Source organism: Aquabacterium sp. CECT 9606 (genome assembly GCF_918741295.1).
Lineage (GTDB): Bacteria > Pseudomonadota > Gammaproteobacteria > Burkholderiales > Burkholderiaceae_C > Aquabacterium.
The window spans coordinates 1-22,574 of sequence record NZ_CAKKNB010000002.1 but is presented as its reverse complement, the minus strand read 5'-3'; the positions used below and the strand labels follow the sequence as shown (position 1 = coordinate 22,574).

General features: G+C 64.7%; 21 protein-coding genes and 3 tRNA genes. 20 read left to right on the top strand and 4 right to left on the bottom strand.

Features of this window, described 5'->3' with window-relative positions:
• Positions 1–5: 5 nt before the first annotated feature.
• Positions 6–743, top strand: a complete 738-nt coding sequence (gene gph, locus LQ232_RS07910; protein ID WP_230179780.1) for a phosphoglycolate phosphatase — start codon at positions 6–8, stop codon at positions 741–743.
• Here the strand turns inward: gph and LQ232_RS07905 are convergent.
• Entirely contained in the window at positions 727–1,353 is a 627-nt protein-coding gene (locus LQ232_RS07905) for a chalcone isomerase family protein (protein WP_230179779.1), read from the bottom strand. The two genes, gph and LQ232_RS07905, sit on opposite strands and share 17 nt — an antisense overlap.
• 311 nt (positions 1,354–1,664) lie before the next feature.
• On the opposite strand from LQ232_RS07905, the gene trpE reads away from it, so the two are divergent.
• The gene (gene trpE / locus LQ232_RS07900) at positions 1,665–3,140 is read left to right on the top strand and encodes an anthranilate synthase component I (protein ID WP_230179778.1); all 1,476 of its coding nucleotides are present in this window, start codon (positions 1,665–1,667) and stop codon (positions 3,138–3,140) included.
• A gap of 11 nt (positions 3,141–3,151) precedes the next feature.
• Here trpE and LQ232_RS07895 read toward each other — a convergent pair whose 3' ends face one another.
• Both LQ232_RS07895 and LQ232_RS07890 read right to left on the bottom strand, forming a co-directional pair.
• Positions 3,152–4,267 (bottom strand): acyltransferase, encoded by a 1,116-nt coding sequence (locus LQ232_RS07895; RefSeq protein ID WP_230179777.1) that lies wholly within the window; start codon positions 4,265–4,267, stop codon positions 3,152–3,154.
• Positions 4,264–5,301: an acyltransferase gene (locus LQ232_RS07890; protein WP_256450034.1), complete on the bottom strand. Its 1,038-nt coding sequence runs from the start codon at positions 5,299–5,301 to the stop codon at positions 4,264–4,266. The genes LQ232_RS07895 and LQ232_RS07890 overlap by 4 nt, the downstream gene beginning before the upstream one ends.
• A 325-nt stretch (positions 5,302–5,626) precedes the next feature.
• On the opposite strand from LQ232_RS07890, the gene LQ232_RS07885 reads away from it, so the two are divergent.
• The 4 genes from LQ232_RS07885 to LQ232_RS07870 are packed head-to-tail and all read left to right on the top strand — an operon-like array spanning position 5,627 to position 8,810.
• Positions 5,627–6,211, top strand: a complete 585-nt coding sequence (locus LQ232_RS07885; RefSeq protein WP_230179776.1) for an aminodeoxychorismate/anthranilate synthase component II — start codon at positions 5,627–5,629, stop codon at positions 6,209–6,211.
• A gap of 9 nt (positions 6,212–6,220) precedes the next feature.
• Positions 6,221–7,249 (top strand): anthranilate phosphoribosyltransferase, encoded by a 1,029-nt coding sequence (gene trpD, locus LQ232_RS07880; RefSeq protein ID WP_230179775.1) that lies wholly within the window; start codon positions 6,221–6,223, stop codon positions 7,247–7,249.
• 5 nt (positions 7,250–7,254) lie between these two features.
• Positions 7,255–8,055 carry an indole-3-glycerol phosphate synthase TrpC gene (gene trpC / locus LQ232_RS07875; protein ID WP_230179774.1) on the top strand — a complete coding sequence of 267 codons (801 nt, stop codon included), beginning with the start codon at positions 7,255–7,257 and terminating at the stop codon, positions 8,053–8,055.
• A complete protein-coding gene (locus tag LQ232_RS07870; RefSeq protein ID WP_230179773.1) occupies positions 8,055–8,810 on the top strand; it encodes a uracil-DNA glycosylase in 756 nt (251 codons plus the stop codon). The genes trpC and LQ232_RS07870 overlap by 1 nt, the downstream gene beginning before the upstream one ends.
• Positions 8,811–8,832: 22 nt before the next feature.
• On the opposite strand, the gene LQ232_RS07865 is transcribed toward LQ232_RS07870, so the two are convergent.
• The gene (locus LQ232_RS07865) at positions 8,833–9,408 is read right to left on the bottom strand and encodes a hypothetical protein (RefSeq protein WP_230179772.1); all 576 of its coding nucleotides are present in this window, start codon (positions 9,406–9,408) and stop codon (positions 8,833–8,835) included.
• Between the two features lie 173 nt (positions 9,409–9,581).
• On the opposite strand from LQ232_RS07865, the gene LQ232_RS07860 reads away from it, so the two are divergent.
• The 14 genes from LQ232_RS07860 to LQ232_RS07795 all read left to right on the top strand — a co-directional run.
• Entirely contained in the window at positions 9,582–10,499 is a 918-nt protein-coding gene (locus LQ232_RS07860) for a glycosyltransferase family 2 protein (RefSeq protein ID WP_230179771.1), read from the top strand.
• 134 nt (positions 10,500–10,633) lie between these two features.
• Complete coding sequence (locus tag LQ232_RS07855; protein ID WP_230179770.1) at positions 10,634–11,401, top strand: polysaccharide biosynthesis/export family protein; 768 nt, start codon at positions 10,634–10,636, stop codon at positions 11,399–11,401.
• A gap of 30 nt (positions 11,402–11,431) precedes the next feature.
• Positions 11,432–13,411: a hypothetical protein gene (locus LQ232_RS07850; protein WP_230179769.1), complete on the top strand. Its 1,980-nt coding sequence runs from the start codon at positions 11,432–11,434 to the stop codon at positions 13,409–13,411.
• Between the two features lie 11 nt (positions 13,412–13,422).
• Entirely contained in the window at positions 13,423–14,676 is a 1,254-nt protein-coding gene (locus LQ232_RS07845; protein ID WP_230179768.1) for a glycosyltransferase, read from the top strand.
• Positions 14,673–16,034, top strand: coding sequence for a beta-galactosidase (locus tag LQ232_RS07840; protein ID WP_230179767.1), 1,362 nt, complete (start codon positions 14,673–14,675; stop codon positions 16,032–16,034). The genes LQ232_RS07845 and LQ232_RS07840 overlap by 4 nt, the downstream gene beginning before the upstream one ends.
• On the top strand, positions 16,031–17,248 hold the full coding sequence (locus LQ232_RS07835; protein ID WP_230179766.1) for a glycosyltransferase family 4 protein: 1,218 nt from the start codon (positions 16,031–16,033) through the stop codon (positions 17,246–17,248). The genes LQ232_RS07840 and LQ232_RS07835 overlap by 4 nt, the downstream gene beginning before the upstream one ends.
• The gene (locus LQ232_RS07830; protein WP_230179765.1) at positions 17,245–18,600 is read left to right on the top strand and encodes an O-antigen ligase; all 1,356 of its coding nucleotides are present in this window, start codon (positions 17,245–17,247) and stop codon (positions 18,598–18,600) included. Before LQ232_RS07835 ends, LQ232_RS07830 begins: the two co-directional genes overlap by 4 nt.
• Positions 18,597–19,424, top strand: a complete 828-nt coding sequence (locus LQ232_RS07825) for an acyltransferase (RefSeq protein ID WP_230179764.1) — start codon at positions 18,597–18,599, stop codon at positions 19,422–19,424. The genes LQ232_RS07830 and LQ232_RS07825 overlap by 4 nt, the downstream gene beginning before the upstream one ends.
• A 19-nt stretch (positions 19,425–19,443) precedes the next feature.
• Positions 19,444–20,865: a lipid II flippase MurJ gene (locus tag LQ232_RS07820; protein WP_230179763.1), complete on the top strand. Its 1,422-nt coding sequence runs from the start codon at positions 19,444–19,446 to the stop codon at positions 20,863–20,865.
• Positions 20,862–21,911, top strand: coding sequence for an acyltransferase (locus tag LQ232_RS07815; RefSeq protein ID WP_230179762.1), 1,050 nt, complete (start codon positions 20,862–20,864; stop codon positions 21,909–21,911). The genes LQ232_RS07820 and LQ232_RS07815 overlap by 4 nt, the downstream gene beginning before the upstream one ends.
• Positions 21,912–21,976: 65 nt before the next feature.
• Positions 21,977–22,062, top strand: a tRNA-Tyr gene (locus tag LQ232_RS07810).
• Between the two features lie 37 nt (positions 22,063–22,099).
• A tRNA-Gly gene (locus tag LQ232_RS07805) sits at positions 22,100–22,173 on the top strand.
• A 129-nt stretch (positions 22,174–22,302) separates the two neighbouring features.
• A tRNA-Thr gene (locus LQ232_RS07800) sits at positions 22,303–22,377 on the top strand.
• A 52-nt stretch (positions 22,378–22,429) separates the two neighbouring features.
• Positions 22,430–22,574, top strand: a 145-nt coding sequence (locus LQ232_RS07795; RefSeq protein ID WP_230180685.1) for a GTP-binding protein, incomplete at its 3' end; no start/stop codon positions are given.

The following is a 22,574-nucleotide window of genomic DNA, read 5'->3' as shown; positions in this document are numbered from 1 at the left end:
GCGGCATGACACCTCCAAAGCTGATTCCCGACACTCAGTTCCAAGCCGCCATCATCGACCTCGATGGCACCATGGTCGACACCCTTGGCGATTTCGTCATCGTCCTGCAGCACACGCTCGACGCCATGGGCTGCCACCCCATCGAGATCGCCCGGGTCAACCGCCGCTTCATCGAACTGACGGTGGGCAAGGGCACCGAGGACTTGCTGCGCCGCTCACTCGCCCACGCCTGGGGCCTGCCCGACGACGATGCCGAAGTGGCCCAGCACGTGCCACAGGCCTGGCAGCATTACCAGCAGCACTACACGCGCCTGAACGGCCAGCATGCCGAGGTCTTCCCCGGCGTGCTGGAGGGCTTGCAAAAGCTCAAGGCCGCCGGCCTGCCCCTGGCCTGCCTCACCAACAAGCCCACGGCCTTCGCGCAGACTTTGCTGGAGCGCAAAGGCCTGCGCGGGTATTTCAGTCAGGTGTTTGGCGGCGATGCCTTCGAGCGCAAAAAGCCAGACCCCTTGCCATTGCTCAAAACCTGCGAGGCCCTGGGAACATCACCCGACAAAACCCTGATGGTCGGCGATTCCAGCAACGATGCGCAGGCAGCCCGCTCCGCAGGCTGCCCGGTGGTGCTGGTCACGTATGGCTACAACCATGGTGAGCCGATCGAGCAGGTGCCCGCCCTGGCCCACATTGCCCGCCTGGACGAGTTGGATTGGGCCGCGTTGCCCCCGGTCAATCCAGCGCGTTGAGCACCGGCGGCGCGTGGTAATCCAGCAGCGCGTCTTTCAAGCCCTGTGAGGGTGGGTTCTTGCCCAGCCAGGTGCGCAAGATGGCGTTGAAAAAATCCGGCTCCTGGATCGGCAGGCCGGCGGGCTGGTTGTTCACGAAGAAGATCGTGCCTCGATTGGGCACCCATTCGATCGCGAAGACATCGCCCGGCGACATGCGCTTGATGCGCGAGAACTGCTCGCCCATGGTCCGGATGGCGGGGATCAATCCGTAAAACTGCGTCCGGGTGCTGTTGTTCTCCACGCCTGTGGTGATCAGCTTGCCGATTTCGTCAATGCGCATGCCCTGCAGCATCACGAAGCGCATTTGCTTGGGCCCGGCCATGGTCAGGATGGCGTCGGCGGTGTTACCTTTCTTGGGAACATAAAGCGCCACGGTGTAGATCTTGGCCACCGCCCGGTAGCTGATGCCGCTGCCATTGAGTACCAGGGAACTGCCTTCCACCTTCAGCGAATCGGGGTAGTGCACGCCTGCCAGATCGGCGTTCTGGGCCTTCACCGTCACGGGCGCCAACAGGCTCAATGCCAGCCCCAGGCCCGCCAACAACATCTTCGAATACTTCGACAACATAGTGCTCTTCCGTGCTCCAACCGCCAGTGCATTGGTCCGGGCATCTTAATCTTGCAGGTGTTCTGCAAGATTGGGTAATGCCCTTGATGCAGGGTTGGCCCTGCTAAACTGAATTGATGTTCATGACGCGCAAACTGATCAAGGGGTCACACGACCGGGGGGCTTGGCCCTGGCGGCGTGCAGCCTTGTCCATCATGTTGGCCGCGTCTGCATCGTCGCATCATAGGCGGTGATCCGCCGCGGTCGCAGGGCTCCCCCACCGGGGTGTAACAGGCCCTTTCATTTGATGATCCGCACGCTGAGTCCATCCCATGATCACTGAATCAGAATTCCAGGCATTGGCCGCCGCTGGCCACAACCGCATCCCCCTCGTCGCCCACGCCCTGGCCGACCTCGACACGCCCCTGTCGCTCTACCTCAAGCTGACGCGCGGCTCGCCGCACAGCTTCTTGCTGGAATCGGTGGTGGGTGGCGAACGCTTTGGCCGCTACTCCTTCGTGGGCCTGCCCGCCCGCACGCTGGTGCGCGCCACGGGCCGCCACGTCGAGGTCGTGACCGACGGCCAGGTGGTCGAGACATTCGAAGGCAACCCGCTCGATTTCATCGCCGATTACCAGGCGCGCTTCAAGGCCGCCATTCCCAAAGGCCTGCCGCGCTTTTGTGGCGGCCTGGCCGGCTACTTTGGCTACGAGGCCGTGCGCCACATCGAGCCGCGCCTGGCCAAGGTGAAAAAGCCCGGTGGTATCGGTACGCCCGACATCCTGCTGCTGCAATGCGAAGAGCTCGCCGTCATCGACAACCTGGCCGACCGCCTTTACCTGATCGTCTATGCCGACCCGGCCCAGCCTGGCGCGTATCAACAGGCCAGCCAGCGCCTGCAAGCGCTCAAGGCCTTGCTGAATGAAACCGTGGTCGCGCCCTCGATTGAAGCGGGTGAGCCGCAAGCCATCGAGCGCGAGTTCGACAAGGCCGATTACCTGGCCGCCGTGCTGCGCTCCAAGGAATACATCGCCGCAGGCGACATGATGCAGGTGCAGATCGGCCAGCGCCTGAAGAAGCCTTTCAAGGCGCACCCGCTCAGCCTGTACCGGGCCTTGCGCTGCATCAATCCCAGCCCCTACATGTATTACTACGACATGGGCGATTTCCAGGTTGTGGGCGCCTCACCCGAGATCCTGGTGCGGCAGGAGCAGGGTCCCGAAGGCCAGACCATCACCATCCGCCCCTTGGCTGGTACGCGCCCGCGCGGCGCCACGCCCGAGCTGGACAAGGCCCTGGAAGTGGAGCTGCTGGCCGACCCCAAGGAGCGCGCCGAGCACGTCATGCTGATCGACCTGGCGCGCAATGACATCGGCCGCATCGCCAAGACCGGCAGCGTCAAGGTGACCGACGCCTTCGTGGTCGAGCGCTACTCGCACGTCATGCACATCGTGAGCAACGTCGAAGGCATCCTGAAAGACGGCATGACCGCGCTGGACGTGCTCAAGGCCACTTTCCCGGCGGGCACGCTCACCGGCGCGCCCAAGATCCGCGCCATGGAAATCATTGACGAGCTGGAGCCCGTGCAGCGGGGCATCTATGGCGGCGCCGTGGGCTACCTGAGCTTTGGCGGTGACATGGATGTGGCCATCGCCATCCGCACCGGCATCGTCAAGGACCAGGTGCTGTACGTGCAAGCGGCAGCCGGCGTGGTGGCGGATTCCGTGCCCGAGCTGGAATGGAAAGAGACCGAGGCCAAGGCCCGCGCGTTGCTGGCCGCCGCCGAGATGGTCGAAAAGGGCTTGTAAACGCGGGGCGTTCAGGCCGTGGCGCGGGCGCGGCCCAGCGGCACCTTCTCTCGGAGCCACTGCTGTGCCGGGCTTTCGATGAAGCGGTAGCTCAAAGCCGCCAGCGTGTAGGTCAGCCCCAGGTAACCCAGCAACCACCAAGGGCTGTGCGCTGGCAGATCGCCCGGTTGGTGGATGAATACCAGCGCGGCCAGCAATTGCAGAGGGAAGTGCCACAGGTAGCTGGAATACGTCATGTTGCCCAGGCTCACAATGGCCTGCTTCACCCTGGCCGACTTGGGCTGCACCCAGTGAAGCAGGGCGATGATGGCGATCGGCGTCAACAGGGCCACGAAGAACATGGGCCGCAGCACCCCGATCACGGCCAGCGCCAGGCCAGACACCAGCAGCGCCAGCGCCGCGCTCAAGGTTGGCCACCGGGCGTCGGGCGGTAGCCGCTGGAAAGCCTCGTTTGCCTGGCAAGTCAGTGCGCCCAGGTAAAAGAAGAACACGCACAGCACCACCGGGTGCGTGGTCAGCTTGAGCGCGTACACCGCGCCCGAACCGGCGATCACCGCCATCACCATCCACGGCTTGGTCACGCCGAGCCTGCTCAGGCCATAGAACAGCGCGTAGACCAGCAGTTCCACCGAGATGCTCCAGATGGGCCCGTTGTACGACCAGTTGAGGCCCGGCCGCCAATCGCTGACCATGAACAGCTGCAGCACGAAATGCGAGGCGTCCTGGTTGGGGTAGACAAAGCCCGCGCTGGCGTTGATCGCCTCGTAGCGCCACGACATCACCGCCACGATCAGCAGGGTCAGCAAGTGCAGGGGGTACAGCCTGGAAAAACGCAGCAGCGCAAACTTCGAGAACGGCACCGAACCCTGCGCCACCGGCTTGGCGTACTTCCAGAAAAAGATGAAGCCCGACAGGCACCAGAAGGCCTGCACGCTCAAGTAGCCATACAGGTAAAACGGCTTGAGCAGCCCGTACCACGGCTGGGCCGAAGTCTCGAAACCCACGGGCAGGCCGTTGACGAAATAGAAGTGCTGGTAATGCCACAACAACACCGGCAAGGTGCACGCGAAACGGGCCAGCTCAATGCCGATCAGGGAGTGGGAAGGTTGGGAGGGCTGCGAACTCATGACCCCGATGTTGACATGCCTGGTTCGGTGGCCAGGCGGCGAGGCTTGAGAAAACGCCGCGTCAGGTATCGGGTGAGCGGTTGCTCAATCCAGCGGTGCACCAGCAGGCCAACCGCCGCGGCCACGGCCAATTGCACACCCACGGCCACCACCATGGCCACCGGGCTGGGCTGGTCAGGCGGCAAACCTTGCAGCAAAGTGCGCGAGAGTCGGAACGTGAACAAGTGCGTGAGGTAAATGGAAAACGAGGCGTCGGCCAGGCGGTGCAACCAGGGCACATGCCAACCGTTGAAAGCCAGGATACCCGCGTAAACAATCAGCGCGGCGAGCGGCCCGGCCACATAAGCCCGGGGAATGTGGTCGCCGGGCCAGAGCAGGGCCAGCCCCACAAAGCCGGAAATCAGCGCCAGCCAGGCCAATCGCGGGTGATGATCCTGACCATGCCTTTGCACCCATTTGCAAATCAATATGCCATATAAAAATTCGGCCATGATGGACGAGGTATAAAACTGGCCAAACGCTGACGGATATTCCACCAGGTGACCAAGGGTGATGAGAAATGCCAGGGCAGGAAAAATAATGGCATATTGATATTTGCCAAATAGCAATGAAATCGCAAAAACCGCGTAGAAAAACATCTCGTAGTTGATGGTCCAGCCCGGCACCAGCACAGGGAAGATGTGGTTGAAGTGGTCCGGGTTGAACCTGGGCAGAAACACAAAATCCAGGAGCACCGCCGGGTCCAGCTCAAGATGAACCAGGTCTCGTTTGGTAATCCATAACAAGGCCAACCAGTAAAGAGGCACCACGCGGATTAACCGGCGCACCAGAAAATCAAAGGCGGCCTGCGTGGGTGTCGGTCCTGCATGGCGCGTGGTCCAGGCCATGACGAATCCGCTGATGACGAAAAATACATCAACGCCCGCCTCACCAAAAGACGTCCATTCATCGGGTCGCGGAAAATATGAAACGGCATGGTGTCCAACCACCAGCATGGCGGCAATGGCCCGCAAATAATGAAGCCCGGTGATCATGTTTGAATTTGCCCTTGACCCGGTATTCACCAAAGCGTTACCAGCTGCTAATTACGTCATATTCAAAGTAGGCAAGAAATGGGCCTGACCTGCCGAGCCGGTCATCGTCCGCCACCTTGGCCCAAGACAAAACCGGCATGGCCCCAGGATGCCGCGCAGCATGGCTAAAATGGCGGCATGCACGCGTTCTTGCCCTCCTCAGCAGCCCTCTGGCGTCAGCGCTGGCGTAAGCCAAGCTTCTGACCAACCCCATCGCGGGTATCCAATCGGGTATCAACACGGGGGATGCCAAAATCCCTCATGAAATCAATAGGATAGAGCGCATATGCTGCTGATGATCGACAACTACGACAGTTTCACGTTCAACCTTGTCCAGTACTTTGCCGAACTGGGCGAAGACGTCCGCGTCGTGCGCAACGACGAAATCACGCTCGATGAAATCGCCGCCCTGAAGCCCGACCGCCTGGTGCTGTCGCCCGGCCCCTGTTCGCCCGCCGAAGCCGGCGTGTGCGTGCCCGCCCTGCAGCGTTTCACCGGCCAGTTGCCGATCCTGGGCGTGTGTCTGGGCCACCAGGCCATCGGCGCCGCGCTGGGCGGCAAGGTGATCCGCGCCCAAACGCAGATGCACGGCAAGACCAGCGTCATCAGCACCGACCAGAAGGGCGTCTACAAAGACCTGCCTGACCACTTCACGGTGATCCGCTACCACTCGCTGGCCATCGAAAAGAGCAGCCTGCCCGACTTCCTGGAGATCACCTCCACCTCGGAAGACGGCGAGATCATGGGCGTGCGCCACAAAGGCCCGCAAACCGACAAGCACTTCGCGCCGCTGGAAGGCGTGCAGTTCCACCCTGAGTCGATCCTGACCGAGCACGGCCACGCCATGCTCAAGAACTTCCTGACCATGTGAGGTGAGGGCATGACCACCATCACCGACACCCAGGCGCTGCAGCGCGTCATCGAGCACCGCGAAATCTTCCACGACGAGATGCTGGGACTGATGCGCCGCATCATGCGCGGCGAGATGTCGCCCGTGGTCATGGCCGCGCTCATCACCGGGCTGCGCGTCAAGAAGGAAACCGTGGGCGAGCTGGCGGCGGCCGCGCAGGTGATGCGCGAGTTCTGCACGCCCGTCCACGTGGCCGACACCACCCACCTGGTCGACCTGTGCGGCACGGGCGGCGATGGCGCGCACACCTTCAACATCTCGACGACGGCCATGTTCGTGGCGGCTGCCGCCGGTGCGCGCGTGGCCAAGCATGGTGGCCGCAGCGTGTCGTCCAGCACCGGCAGCGCCGACGTGCTCGAAGCCCTGGGCGTCCGCATCGACCTGACGCCCGAGCAGGTGGCGCAGTGCCTGGCAAAAACCGGCGTGGGCTTCATGTTCGCGCCCAACCACCATGGCGCCATGAAGCACGCCGCGCCCGTCCGCAAGGAGCTGGGCGTGCGCACGCTGTTCAATATCCTGGGCCCGCTGACTAACCCGGCCGGCGCACCCAACCAGCTCATGGGCGTGTTCCACCGCGACCTGGTCGGCCTGCAGGCCAGAGTGCTACAGCGCCTGGGCTCGCAGCATGTGCTGATCGTGCACGGCTGCGATGGCCTGGACGAGATCACCCTGTCGGGCGAGACCTGGGTGGCCGAGTTGAAAGACGGCGAGGTGCGCGAATACACCATCCGCCCCGAGGAGTTCGGCATGGCCGAGCACGATGGCTCCGCCCTCAAGGCGGCCAACCGCGAGGCCTCGCTGGCCACCGTGCGCCGCGTGCTGAACAACGAGCCCGGCCCCGCCCGCGACATCGTCGTGCTGAACGCCGCTGCTGCCCTGTATGCCGCCAATGTGGCTGATTCGCTGGCCGACGGCGTTCAGCGCGCCCGCGAAGCGCTGGCCAGCGGCCGCGCCGCCCAGGCGCTGGCCGCCTTTGTTCAGACCACCCAAGGCTTTTGACGACCATGTCCGACATCCTCAAGAAAATCGTCGCGGTCAAGCACCAGGAAATCGAGCAGGCCTTGAAGCGCCAGCCTCTCGCCGCCGTGCGCGCCGAGGCCGAAGTCCGTAACCTGGAGCAGGCCGACCTGCGTGATTTCGTGGGCGCCGTTCGCGCCAAGATCGCGGCGGGCCAGGCCGGTGTCATCGCCGAAGTCAAGAAAGCCAGCCCCAGCAAAGGCGTGCTGCGCGAGCATTTCGTGCCCGCGCAGATCGCGGCCAGCTATGCATTGCATGGCGCCGCCTGCCTCAGCGTGCTCACCGACGAGCAGTTCTTCCAGGGCCAGGCCAGCTACCTGCAGCAGGCCCGCGCGGCCTGCGATTTGCCCGTGCTGCGCAAGGATTTCATGGTCAGCGATTACCAGGTCTACGAAGCCCGGGCCATGGGTGCCGACTGCATCCTGCTGATCGCCGCCTGCCTGGACGATGCCCAGATGGCGGATCTGGAAGCGTGCGCTCACTCACTGGGCATGGCTGTGCTGGTTGAAGTGCATGATGGCGAAGAGCTGGACCGCAGCCTGCGCTTGAAGACCCCGCTGGTCGGCATCAACAACCGCAACCTGCGCACCTTCGAGGTCACGCTGGACACCACCCTGGGCTTGCTCAAAAACGTGCCGGCCGACCGCGTGCTGGTCACCGAATCCGGCATCCTGGGCCGGGCGGATGTGCAGCGCATGCGCGATGCCCAAGTCCACGCCTTCCTGGTTGGCGAGGCGTTCATGCGCGCGCCCGATCCGGGTGCGGCCCTGGCCGATCTGTTCGCCTGATGCCCGCGGATCTGTTTGGCGAGGTGGCGACCACCGTCGTGCCGGCCAACCGCCTGAACGTGCCTTTGGCCGATTGCTTTGACGCCGTGCCGCCCGACTGGCGCGATTTGACCGAAGCGTTCCGCCACAGCGCCGCGGGACAGGCCTTGATCCAGCGGGTCGAACAACGCCGGCTGGCGGGCGACACCATTTTCCCTGGGAATGTGTTCGCGGCTTTGGCGCTGACCAGGCGCGCGCAAGTGCGCGTCGTCATCTTGGGCCAGGACCCCTACCACGGCCCCAACCAGGCGCATGGCCTGGCGTTTTCAGTGCTGCCGGGCGTGAAAGTGCCGCCGAGCTTGCGCAACATCTACAAAGAGATCCAACGGGATCTGGCGTTGGCGCCGCCCACCCACGGTTGTTTGCAAAGTTGGGCCGGGCAAGGCGTGCTGTTGTTGAACACCACGCTCACGGTGACCGAGTCCCAGGCGGGGAGCCATGCGGGCTGGGGCTGGGAGGTGCTGACCGACCTGATCATCGCTGCGGTGGCGCAGGATGCCGGCCCAAAGGTGTTCATGCTGTGGGGCGCTCATGCCCAACGCAAACGCGAGCTGATTGAAAGCCACGGCCAAAGGCACGAGTTGCTGCTCAGCAACCACCCGTCGCCTTTGTCGGCCACGCGGGGGCCGGTGCCCTTCATCGGCTGTGGCCACTTCCGTGCGGCACAGGATTTCTGGGCACGCCATGGCGTGGCCTTGGATTGGCGCTTGCCCTGAAGAAGGGCCGAGGCGCCAAGGCTCAGCGGAAGTAGTACACGCCCAGCAGGCCGAAGTGGCTGCCGTCGGCTTTTTCGCCGGTGGCGCGCGAGGTGTAGTCTTCTTTCACGTAGCGGGCCTTCAGGCCAACGCTGGGGGTGATGGCGTACTCGCCTTCCACGATCCAGCCCATCGAGCTCTTGTACTTTTGGTCACTGCCAAACTGGGTGCCAGCGCCTGAGCCGTTGTACTTGGGCTCCAGGGCTTTGCGAATGCCGCCGGCAAACGCCCATTTTTCATTGGCGTGCCACTGCACCAAGAATTCAATCGGCATGCGGGTGAAGTCGACCGAACCGTTGTCCGCGTTGGAGCGGTCAGTGTGGTACGCGATCACGCCTTGCAGCGAGATGTCGGAGTTGACCATGCGGAAGTCCAGCCCGGCTCGCAAGTCGATCAGGCCGCCGCCGTGCAGGTTCTGGGTGTCGCCGCTGACGTAGGTCACCTGGGTGAGCTTGTCGCCGCCAGCCGTGAGGCCACCGCCCAGGAACGGGCTCCATTCGCTGGCCCAGCAGGAGCCCATGACGCCTGCGGCCAGCGCGGCCAAAAAGATCTTCTTCAAGAAAAACTCCCGGAGTTGCAAGGAAATGGGCGTCCCAGGCCTCTGCGGCAGGGTGAGCCACGTTACAACGTTACAAATGGCAACGCACGGCGATTATCCGCCCAGATGAGGGGGACCTCAACACTGGGGTTTCCCCGACAATCAGAACGTAGCCCGTTAAGAAGAAAGCCGTCATGTCTCAAACCGCCGCAGGCGAGCCTTCATCTCCGACCAGCACCCTTGGCGTCGTCATCGTCAATTACCGCACTTTTGATCTGACCATGCAGTGCGTTCGCTCGCTGCTGGCGCACCAGATCGCCCAGCCGTCGGACATCGTGGTGGTGGACAACCACTCGCCCGATGGTTCAGGTGAGCAGTTGAAGGCGGCACTGACCGACGGCGTGCGGGTGATCCTGTCGGGGCGCAATGGCGGCTTTGGCGCTGGCGTCAATCTGGGCGTGGCGGCCTCTCACACAGACCTCGTCCTGGTGCTCAACCCGGACACCTACTTCCTGAGCAATACCGTGCAGGTCATCCAGCGCCTGTTTGACCAGCAGCCCAAGGTGGGCGTGGCCGGCCTGAAGCTGATCAACCCGGACGGCTCCCTGCAATATTCGGCGCGGCGCTTTTATTCGCTGCCTGACATCCTGGCGCGGCGCACCGCACTGGGCAAACTGGCGCCCCTGCGCCGTCTGGTCAAGTCTCACCTGCTCAAGCGCAACTGGCGCGAAGGGCCCTTCGAGGCGGACTGGGTGATGGGCACCGGTTTTGTCGTGCGCCGCACCGCCTTCGAGCAGGTCGGTTGCATGGACGAGGGCTACTTTTTGTACTTCGAGGAAGTGGATCTGTGCGCGCGCATGTGGGTGGGCGGCTGGTCGGTCATGGCCGTGCCCGAAGTGGAGTTGGTGCACGAGCACCAGCGCCACAGTCAGGCGGGCATCTGGTCCACCTCGGGCAAAACGCACCTGCGCAGCATGTTGCGCTTCTTCGTCAAATTTGGCGTGCCCTGGATCTGGCGCCCCAACCGGTCCGCCATGGGCAAGGCTTACCGGCAGTGGCGCAGCCAGTTCGTCGAAACACCACGGATCAAGCAGCCCGACGTGTCGGCATGACGATGGCGGGCGGCAATTCCGGCACGCGCCCTCTTATGATGCGCTCACCTGTCGCTGACGCCACTGCCCGGCCGCGCTCGCCCGGCCCATCCCCCCGATTTGTCCATCGCCTGCAAGGCCCCTCGCCGTCTGCCATGAAGCTCTTTGTCCTGCTGTTCAGCTTGTTCCTTGCCGCCTGCACACCCATGGGCAACCTGACGCCGCCCAGCGACGCTGCCCTGGGCGCTCGGCGGCTGACGGCCGATGACATCGCCCGCATGGCCAGGCAGCCCACGCGCATTCACCCGGGCGACACTTTGCGCATCGTGCGTGATTCGCAAGACGCGGTCTCGCTTGATTTGCGCAACCTGGTCGAAGACAGCCAGTCGCAGATCTATTCGGTGCGCTCTGATGGCAGCTTCTCTTACCGCTATGCGGGCCGCGTGGAGGCCGCCGGCAAAACGCCCGACGAGGTCGCGCAACTCATGCGATCGCGCCTGGAGGCCTACTACCGGGAGCCCGGCGTGACCATCAACATCGTGTCCTCGCCCAGCAGCAAGGTGGTCATCGGCGGTGCGGTGCGCACCCCCGGCCCGCTCGACATGTCGGCCGTGGCCACCCTGGAGCAAGGTCTGTTCGCCGCTGGTGGCCTGATGCCCAGCGCCGATCCCACCCACGTGGCGTTGCTGCGCCTGGACGAGCAATCGCGCTACCAGCTTTATTTCGTGGATTTCAGCCGCCTGCTGCAACCCACCGAGGGCGGCACCCCCACGCTGGCCTTCCAGCGCGGCGATGTGTTGTTCGTGCCCAAGTCGGCCGCGGGCAATGCGGGCGATGGCGTCGAGGTCTACATCAACCAGTTGCTGCCTTTTACCCGCGCGCTGGGTGTGAGCTACAGCTGGGGCGAAACCAAGGTCAAATGACGTGAAGAAGAAAGCAGTCCGCCAAGCATCATGATCGATATCCGTTCTTTCCGGGACATCGTCCGGCTGTTCTACATCTTCCGCCGTCAGTTCTTCATCGGGCTGTGGGTCACCGTCGCCTTGATCGTGGTGGGGGCTTTTCTGTGGACACCCAAATACGCATCCGACGCGCGCTTGCTGGTCAAGCCTGGCCGTGAAAACCTGACGGTGCCCATCGACGTGACCGACCGGGCCACCTACGCCCCGCAAAGCAGCCAGCGCGATCCCATCATCGATGAGGAAAAGATGCTGACCGGCCGGCCTGTGGTCACGCAAGTGGCGCGCCTGTACCTGCCCGAAATGCAGTTGCCGGTCGAGGCCCCGCCGGGTTTCAAGAACGCCTTGAAATACCACCTCAAAAAGACCGTGAACGCGGTGCGCGATGGCATCCGCGCCTTCACGGTCATGCTGGGCCTGTCCGAGGTGCAGAGCGAGGAAGACCGCCTGGCCAGCCGGCTGGAAGATGCTTTCACCGTGACGCACGGGCCGGGTTCCAGCGTCATGGAGTTGCGCTTCACGTGGGGGGACCCGGTACTGGCCCAGCGCATCATGAAGACCTGGATCAAGGTCTACACCGATGAGCGGACTTCGGTGCTGGGCCGCAAGACGCTGGTGGTCTTCTACGACAACAAGGTGCGCGACACTGACCAGCAGATTGAATCGATCAAGGGCCAACTGCGTGGTCGCCTGACCCAGATCAATGGCATCAGCGCGGAAGAGCGCCTCACGGCCATCACCAAGCGCTTGAACGATTTGCGCACACGCCAGTCCGAGTTGCTGGCCGAGCGCTCGGCGTTGGAAGAAGGCGCGGCCTACGCGGCCGGGCGTGCCAAGGGCCTTTCCAAAGAGACAGTGGCCGAGCGTGACGTGGGTTACGGGCCGGCCTGGTTGGCCTTGAGCAACCAGTTGGGCGAGTTGAAGCGCCAGCGCGCCGAGGCTTTGCGCGTGTTCAAGGACGGCGCGCCGGCCATCCTGGCGCTCAATGAAAGCATCACCGCGCTTGAAGCGCAACTGAAGGTGGAAGACCGGCCCATGCAGCGCGGCGAGAAACGCGCGCCCAATGAGCTGAGCAGCTTGCTGGCCAAGAGCGAGCTTGAAAAAGCCGTGCGCCTGCGCGAGATCGTGTCCCTGACCTCCGCCTTCAACAAGGAACGCGACGAGCTGGTGGAGGCCCGCCAGCAGGTGTTGTCCAGCGAGCCCGAACTGGCCCGCCTGGAACAGGCCCTGACGGTGGCCGAACGCAGCCGCCTGCTCTACCTCGACAGCCTGGAGAAAGCCCGCATCGACCAGGCCCTGGACGACAACCGCATCAACAACATCGCCGTGATCCAGGACGCCACCTTGAACCCCTCGCGCGCCTCGCCCAAGAGCCTGGTGCTGCTGGCGCTGGCCTTGCCGGCCGGTGCGGTGGTGGGTTTGCTGGTGCTGTATCTGTGCTCGGTGATGGACCAGCGCATCCACGATGGTGGCCGCATTGAAGCCCGCTTTGGCGTGCCGCTGTGGAGCACGGTGAAGGACATCTCGGGCATTGCGCCGGACAATGATTTCCATGCCAGCTTGCACCGCATTTATGGCACCCTGCCCTTGGGCCAGGTGGCTGAACGGGGGCTGACCGTGGGCCTGACTTCGTCGCGCTCCGGTGAGGGGGTGAACTTCATCGCCCAGCATCTGGTGATGGTGCTGCAGGCGCAAGGGGTGACGGTGGTGGTCGATCCGGCCTCGGGCAAGGCGCAGCCGGGCGAGATTGCCTTGCTGCAAGCCTCCAACCTGCTCAGCAACCGGCAGGCGTTTTTGTCGCTGGGCAAGGCCGACCTGATCGTGATGGTGGTCGAGGCCCGAGCCAGCGTGGTGCCGGTGGTGGACAACGCCCTGGGCGTGCTCCGCACCGCGTTCCGCAAGGTCGACGGCATCATCCTGAATCGTCGGCGCTTTGAGGTGCCAACCCGCGTCATGCGCTTCTTCCAGAGCTGAAGGAGGCCTGATTGAGACTGGCCCTGCTGTCACCGCTGCCGCCCGAACAAACGGGCATCGCCGATTACGCGGTGCAATGGCGCCGCGCCGTGAACGCGGCTGGCGTTGAAGTGCTCACGCCCTTGCAAGGGCAACGCCCCATCCTGTCGATGGAAGACGCGCAACGCTGGGTGGCCGAGCGCGACTGGTCCAAGGTCGATGTGGTGCACGCCGAACTGGGCGGCGGTCGGCATGGCGAGTTCTTCGTGCTCCGCGCGTTGGCCATGCTGCCCAACCGGCCGGCCTTGTCGGCCACCGTGCATGATCCAGAGCGCATCGTGTGGCGGCCTGTGAGCGCCCTGTGGCGCGCGCTGGACAGTGCCCCGTGGGTGCCTGGCCTCGTCAGCAAGATTCTTGCGGTGTTGGTCGATCCTCACACGCTGTGGGTCGAGCGCTCCTTGGCCCGGCAACTGGATGGCTTGGTGGCTTTGACGCAAACCGGCGCGCAGCGATTGGCCCGTCGCATGAAGGTGCCGCAGGCCAAGGTCCGCGTCATTCCGCATGGCACCCCCGGCTTGCCTGCGCAGCCGCTGCCCGACTTGTCATCACTGCGACTGCTGTACTTCGGTTTCATCTACAGCGGCAAGGGCATCGAGGACCTGGTGGACGCATTGGGGGCGCTGCTCAAGCAGGAGCCTGAGTCGGCCAGCCGGGTGCGGCTCACGATCGCTGGCGGCACCGCGCCCGACATTGCTTTTGGCGCTGGCGGCAGCTACCTGGACAGTTTGCGCCAACGCGTCGAAGCGCAGGGCTTGAGCGGCCAGGTCGACTGGGAGTTCGACATCGACGAGCACGACATCGCCGGCCTGATCCAGCGCCATCACCTGATGGTGCTGCCCTACCGCGAGTCGCGCAAGCTGTCGCTGATGGGGCAGATGCGCGGCACCAGCGGCGCCTTGTCCTGGGCGATCGCCGCCGGGCGTGGTGCGATCACCTCCGATGCTCGGGCGTTTGCCGAAGAGATCAGCCATGGCAATGGCGTGTCGTACCCACAGGGCCAGGTGGGCGCGTTGACCGAGGCCATCGGCGCCGTTCTGAAAGAGCCGGAAAAGGTCCGGCAATGGGCCAAGGCCGCCACTGCCTTGAGCGAGCAGCGCCTGTGGTCCCGCACGGGCCAGGCCTTTGTCCACTATTTCGAGACGCTGAACCCCTGGGCCGCGCGCAGCCCCCGCGGCGGCGTGCCCGGCCAGGCGGCCTCCATGGTGTCGGGCGGCAAGCGGCCATGAGCGCACCATCCGCCTTGCGCCGTGCCTTGCTGCTCAGCAGCGGGGTGCTGGCCGCCTTGCCGGCCAAGGCCTTGAGCCTGTGGGGCAACAAGGCTCATCCCCCCGTGGAGCTCAAACCCATGCGCACGGTGGTCTGGCGCGACTTCCTGGGTGTCAACGCGCAGCTGCAGTGGTTCGAGCCTGCCATGGCGCGCAAGCAGGTCGAACGCCTGAAGGCACTTGACTTGAACTGGGTGCGCCTGGGCCTGCACTGGATGCTGATGGAGCCCAAGGAAGGCCAGTTCGAGTTGGAGGCCATCGACCGCATGATGGCCCTGGTGAAAGACGCCGGCCTGCGCAACATCACCAGCGTGGTCGGCACGCCGCGCTTTGCCTCGGTGGTGGCCAAGGGCGACCGCTACGAGCAGTACTTCGACAAGTTCCCGCCCAAAGACCCGGTGCTGTTCGCGCAGCGCATGGCGATGCTGGCCAAGCGCTACCCGCAGGTCGATGTGTGGCAGGTCTGGAACGAGCCCAACATCCTGGGTTTCTGGGCGCCCAAGCCCGACCCGCAAGGCTACGGCCGCCTGCTGCTGGCCAGCGTGCAGGGCCTGCGCGCCACGGTGCCGAACAAGCCCATCGCCATGGCGGGCATGGCCTACTTCAGCGAGATGGCACCGGGCAACGGCCTGATGATCCAGAAGATGGGCGAGCTGGGCGCCTTCAACCTCGACCTGATCATCGCTTACCACCCGTACACGGCCACTGCCGAGGGCTCCGAAGCCGACCCGCGCGACTTCGTCAAGCGCGTGCTGCCCGCCCACCAGTGGCTGCGCAGTGCCAAGGTCAAGCAGATCTGGGCCACCGAATGGGGCTGGTCCAGTTACGACGGCCCCAAGGAAGAACAACCCATCGTGGGCGAGCAAGGCCAGGCCGACCTCACCCTGCGCCGCCTGGCCTTGATGGCCGCGCTGGACTACGACCGTATCTTTTTATTCACCCTGTCCGACCTGGACAAACGCGCCAGCGTGCGCGACCAGCACTACGGCCTGCTGCGCGAGAACGGTGACCCCAAGCCGGTTTATTTCGCCCTGCAGCGCTTCCTGAAGATCTGCGGCCCGCGCATCGAACCCGGCACGCCACCGGCCATCGTGGGCGACAAGCCCGAGGGGCTGATCGGCATCGCCTGGCGCCAGCCCGATGGGCAAAAGCTGTGGATGGTCTGGGCCGACAAGCCCGGCACCTTGCGCCTGAAGGGCATTGACCAGGCCACCTTGCACAGCCCCTTGAAGGGCGGCCAGCGCACTTTGAAGGCCGATGCCAAAGGCCAGTTGAGCGTCCCGGTCGACACCAGCCTGCAGATCCTGAGCCACGCATGAAGCCGCTGCGCCTGCTGTGGACCTTGCCCTATTTGCCCTGGCCCATCACCAGCGGCGGCAAGGCGCGCCAGTTCCACCTGCTGCGCGAGCTGGCCGGGCGCGGGCACCGCATCACCCTGCTGGTGCAGTCCAAAACACCGGCCGATGACGAGGTGCGCAAGACCCTGGCGCCGCTGCTCGAAGAGCTCATCGTGCTGCCGCGCCGGCCGCTGCGCCACCCGATCACGCTCTGGCATGCCGCAACCTCGCCCTTGCCTCTGCTGGCCACCGTCAACGGCCACGCACCGGCCCTGGCGCAGCGCTTCGCGCAATTGCTGCGCCAAGGCCACTGGGACGCCATCCAGGTTGAGCACAGCTACGGCTTCGAGCCCTTTGGCGCCGAGTTGGCCCGCACGGCCCAGCCTTTCATCATCACCGAGCACAACGTCGAATCCGAGCTGGGCGCGGCCACGTATGGCAAGTGGCCTGCTCCCCTGCGCGGCCTGGCCCGCTACGACCAGTTCCGCGCGCGGCGCTGGGAGCGCGAGGTGCTGGCCAAGGCCGCCGCCATCGTGGCCGTCACCGAATCCGATGCACGCACCTTGTCCCAACTCGGTGGGCGGCCCGCGCACGTGGTCAGCAATGGCGTGGACACGCGCGGCTTCGCCCATGTGAAGCCCGATGCCGCCTCGCGCACCGTGCTCTTTGTCGGCAACTACGAATACGCCCCCAACGTCGATGCGGTCGAATGGGCGCTCTCCGAGATCTGGCCCCGTGTCTGGCAACTGGTGCCCGATGCCCGCTTCCGCATCTGCGGCCACGGCCTGCCCGAGGCCTGGCGCCAGCGTTTCGCCGACCCCCGCATCGAGTGGCTGGGCTATGTGCCCGACCTGACCGAGGTGCAATCGCGCTCGGCCGCTTTCCTGGCGCCTTTGCGTTATGGCGGTGGCTCCAAGCTGAAGGTGCTGGAGGCCATGGCCGCCAGCCTGCCACTCATCAGCACCGCCGAGGGGCTGTCCGGCCTGAAGGCGGCGGCAGGTGTCCATGCCCTGGTGGCCGACACGCCTGACGCCATCGCCCAGGCCATCGCGCAAACCTTGGCCGATCCCGTGGCGGCCCGCACCATGGGCCTGGCGGCCCGCGACCACGTCACGCAGCAGTTCGACTGGGCCCGCTCGGCCAGCCAGCTCGAGGCGGTCTACCAAAGTTTGCCCTCAGCCAAGGTGGCCGCATGATCGGCGCCTCCACGGTGTTCCCGGCGGCCATCGGCGCGCTGTTCGCCTTGCTGATGCTGGTGGGCGGTGCGCCCCTGGGCATGCTGGCGGCCGGCGCTTTGGCCTTCGCGGTTTACATCATCACCCAGCCTTTGCGCGGACTGCTGTTGTTTTGCCTCTTGGCGCCCGCCCTGCCGTGGATGACCATCACGCTGGGTGTGCGCATCACCACCTCCGAAGCCATCCTGGCCCTGACCTGGGTGGGCGTGTTCTGCCAATGGTGGTCGGGCAAGTTGCCGCCTTGGCCCGACAGTCCCACCGAACGCGCCATGCAGCGCCTGCTGGTCTGGAGCGTCGTGCCCCTCGTTGCAGGCCAGTTCATGGTGCAGGCCGAGGGATTGGGGCCCGTCAATTGGGTTCGTTGGCTGCTCAACGTCTCACCCGTCTTCCTGGTGCCCTTGCTCACGCCCGACCAGCGCACCCGCGACCGATTGCTGCTGTGCCTGCTGCTGGGTTTTGCCGGCCTGCTGGTGATCTCGCTGGGTTTTTTCATCAAGGGCCGCGATGCCCGCCAGATGGTGCCTTTCCTCACGGCCCTGCAATACGCCCGGCCCGACGCCATCCAGGACATCTTTGGCGCCGATCCCACCCGCATGGCCTCGCCTTGGGTCCACCCGAACTCCACGGGCGGCGCCCTGCTGCTGGGCACGCCTCTGGGCCTGTTCTTCGCCGTCATCCACCGGGGCTGGCGCCGGGCGCTGGGCCTGTTCGTGGCCGTGGGCGGCGCGGCCGGCATCGTCTTCAGCGGCTCGCGCGGCGCGCTCTTGTGCATGGGCCTGTTCGTGGGCTGGCTGGCCATCAAGAAAACACCTTACGCGGGCCGGGGTCTGCTGCTGGCTTTGTTCCTGGCCGCCGCCTTGCTGGTCATCTACCCGCCGGCCCAACAACGTTTTGCCTCGCTGTTCTCGTCCAACGACGTCAGCACCGGCGTGCGTTTCGAGGAATACCTGCACTTCCCCGAATCGGTCGCCCGCTACCCGCTGGGCATGGGCTTCAAGGCCGAGACGCCCGCCACCGCCAATGGCGTCTACGGCATCTCCAACTTGTGGCTCAACTATTGGTACAAGCTGGGCCTGCCTGGCATGCTGCTCTTCATCGCCGTGACCACGGCCTGGTGGCGACAGGTGCGCATGCCGGGTGACTTCAAGGTCATCGACGAAAGCAACGCCATGCGCATCGCCACCGTCGGCACGGTCCTTGCGGCCCTGGCCACTGGTTTCATTGACCACTATTTCAGCTTCACCCAGGTATTGATCTCGCTGTTCTGGTTGATCCTGGCCATCAGTTTGCAAACGGCCAAAGCGCGCCCATGAAACACCGCATTCTCCACAGCACCAACCTGCGCCCCCGCCTGCCCGAGTACGCGGCCCGCCTCAAGGTTGACCCAGCCCAGCTCGAAGCCGCCTACGACTGGGGCCTGCAGAACGACCTCTTCTTCGAATCCAAAGGCAAGGGCCCGGAGGACGTGGTGCTGCACATCTGCTCACTCGACATCCGCAAGCGCATTCCCAACCCGCTGGCGCGCGACCTGTTCGTGCTGCTGTTCGACGAGGTGCCCGGCCGCAAGGTGCCCGACTACGGCCGCAACTGGCCCACCATCGTCGACCGCCTGCGCCGCATCTGGGAACAGATCTACAACATCGTCATCAACAAGATCCCCAGCCACAACGTGCGCCTGGCTTGGTTGCGCCTGGGCGGCGCCAAGATCGGCAAGGGCTCCAGCATCTGGCGCAACACCGAGGTGCTGGGCGTCGAAAGCCTGGTCATCGGCGACGACACCTGCATCGGCTGGCATTGCCAGATCGACGCGCGCTCGGGCCTGACCATTGGCAACCACGTGGCCATCGCCTCGCACGTGTTGATCGTGGCCGGTGGGCACGACCTGGACGCGCCCGAGTTCTGGTCCGTCTCGGCGCCTGTGCGCATCGACGACTACGCCTGGATCACCTCGCGCGCCATCATCTTGCCCGGCGCCCACATCGGCGAAGGCGCGGTCGTGTCGGCCAACACCACGGTCGGCAAGAAGGTCGAGCCCTACGCCATTGTGGCCGGGCAGGGCGGCAAGACCGTGGGCACGCGGGCACGCGGCCTGAACTACAAGGTGGGCGCCAAGGGCTTGTTCACCTTGCTGCATTGAACTGAAGAAGGCGCTGACCATGCTCGGCTCGGCCGGACTCCTCACTTTGGTGACCCTGCTGGGCCTCATCGCTGGGCTGGGCCGCGAGTGGCTGCTGGTCGCCTCCTGGGGCGCCGGCGCCCGCACCGACGGTTTCCTGATCGCCCTCTTCATCCCCGAAGCGCTGCGCATCATCCTGGCCGGTGGCCTGCTGTCGTCCGCCTGGATGGCCCTGTACCAGGAGCGCAGCGAGCCTGAGCGCGCGGTCTGGCTAGGCCGCGCCACGTTCGCCGTGGGCCTGCTCGGCCTGGCATTGGCGCTGGTTTTGTCACTTGGCGCGCCATGGTGGGTCAGGCTCGTGGGGCCGGGCCTGGCGGCGCCACTTCGTCCGATCACCCAGGAGGCCCTGCAGATCCTGGCCTGGACGATGCCCGGTCTGCTCCTGCAATCCTTGTGGAGCGTGCCTTTGCAGGCGAAGGGCCGCTTCCTGTTGGCGGGCCTGTCGTCCCTGGTTTACAACCTGCCCGTGGTGGCGTACCTGGCCTGGCACCGGACCGAGTCCTTTGAGCCCTCACTGGCCTGGGCCTTCGTGGGCGGCAGCGTGGCCACCGCCGTGTTGATGTTCCCATCGGTTCGCGCCCATGGCCTGCTGGCGCGGGCCATCCGCTGGCACGCGCCCACGGTGCGTGAATTGTCCACCCGCGTCGGGCCCTTGCTCGGCAGTGCCCTGATCGGCCAGGGTCTGATGCTGTTGGAGCGCATGGTCGCCTCCTACCTCGGTGAAGGCGTGGTCACCGTGCTGAACCTGGCGCGCAAGCTGGTCAACTTGCCGCTGGTGGCCCTCATGTCGGTCAACCAGGTCTTGCTGGGTTTGATGAGCAAGGGTGGCGGGGCTGATCGCCTGCCGCTGCTGCGCCAGGGGCTGGCCCTCAACACCCTGGTCACCACCCCGGCGGCCGTGGGCCTGCTCCTGTCGGCCCAGGCCATCGTCGCGCTACTGTTCCCCAATGTGCAGGGCACCGACATCCTCGCGCCGCTGTTGGGCTGGTACGCCGTGGCCCTGGTGCTGGCCGGTTGGAACACCTTGCTGGCCCGCTACAACTATGCCGCGGGCGACACCCGTTTGCCTTTCGTTTGCGAGACCTCGGGCAACCTGGCACAGGCCGTGACCCTGCCCTTGTTGGCGTGGCTGTATGGCGCGCAAGGCATGGCCATGGCGCTGTTGCTGGGCGTGGTGGTCAACGGGGGTTTGCTGCTTCATTTCAACCGCCTGTGGGCCAGCGTTCGCCTGCCCACGCTGGTGCTGGCCGGCGCCTTGTCGCTGGGCCTGAGCGCAGTCTTTCTCTTGCCCTTGTGGCCCGTCGCCCCTCTGATCCGCCTGGCCGCTTCGGCGGCCGCTGGCCTGGTCTGCCTGCTCAGTCTGGCCGCCTGGCTCAAACCCTGGAAAGCAGTCCCCGCATGAACCGCCACAACAATTTCGACCTGCTGCGCCTGATCGCCGCCGCTGGCGTCATGGCGCTGCACGTGGTGGATTTGTCGCGCGAGCCCTCGCTGTCCTTCCTGCTCTGGGCCGACACCAAGATCGCCCTGTCCATCTTCTTCATCATCAGCGGCTACTTGGTCTACATGAGCTGCGAGCGCACGCCTTCGCTGGGCGAATACACCAGCAAACGACTGCGCCGCATCGTGCCCGCTTACGCCGCAGTCGTCGTGGTCTGCGCCTTCCTGGGGTGCCTCATCAGCGCTTTGCCGCTCGCCACCTACTTTGGCAAAGCCTGGGTGCAGTACCTGGTCGCCAACCTCAGCTTCCTGAACTTCCTGCAGCCCAGCCTGCCGGGGGTGTTCGTCAACAATCCCATGCCGGGTGCGCCCGTCAATGGTGCCCTGTGGACCATCAAGGTCGAGCTGATGTTCTACGCCGTGGTGCCCGTCATCGTGTGGCTGAGCCGGCGCTTCGGCCACCACCTGGTGCTGGGCCTGGGCTTCATCGCGTCCTGCGTTTGGTGGGGTACTTTCGTGCACCTGGCCTACAGCACCGGCAAGGGCGGTTTCTTCGAAGTTGCCAAGCAGATGCCCGGCCAGCTGATGTTCTTCTTGCCCGGCGCCTGGTGCTATTGCGAGCGCGACCGGCTGCGTCGCCTGGGCTGGCGCCTGGGTGCCATCGGCATCGCGTTGCTGCTCCTGGCCTACCAATGGGACCAGACCCACCCCACCTTCGGCGTTTTCCTCTACCCGCTGGCCCTGTCCGCCTGCGTGTCGTGGGCGGCGCACAACCTGCCTTACCTGGGCTCCGTCACCCGCCATGGTGATTTGTCGTACGGCATCTACATCCTGCACTTCCCCGTCATCCAGACCCTGGTGCATTTCGGTGTCTTCAAAGCGTCGCCTCTGGGGGGCGTGGCTTTGTTGCTGCTGGTGGTGACCAGTCTGGCCTGGGCGTGCTGGCACTTCATCGAGGCGCCCATGCTCTGGCGCAAGAAGCCGGTTCTGCAGACAGTGCCCGCCTGATTTGGCAAATTCGCCACCAACTTGATGCGGCGGCCGCTTCTGTGATATAATCTAGGGCTTGCCTCGGAGGGGTGGCCGAGTGGTTAAAGGCAGCAGACTGTAAATCTGCCCGCTTACGCGTACACAGGTTCGAATCCTGTCCCCTCCACCAAGGCAAACAAAATCACGTGATCGTGAATCACTCCCGGGCGGGAGTAGTTCAATGGTAGAACCTTAGCCTTCCAAGCTAATGACGCGGGTTCGATCCCCGTCTCCCGCTCCAAGTCGCGGTTCTGTCATGGTTCGCGTGCTAAACTCGCGGTCTTCCCGATTTTTGGGGTGATTGCGGTCGACACTGGTGTGGGTGGGGTGCCAATGCTGAAAAAAGCGCTGCGCCCAGACCCGTGTCGATGCCCATGTGGCTCAGTGGTAGAGCACCCCCTTGGTAAGGGGGAGGTCGGCAGTTCGATCCTGCCCATGGGCACCACACCTTTCTTCTTCAATTCTCTCGGCTAACAAAGCCGCTAGGAGCGCGAAACATGGCAAAAGGCAAGTTTGAACGGACCAAGCCGCACGTCAACGTCGGCACGATCGGTCACGTTGACCACGGCAAGACCACGCTGACAGCAGCGATCACCACCGTTCTGTCCAAGAAGTTTGGTGGCGAGGCCAAGGCCTACGACA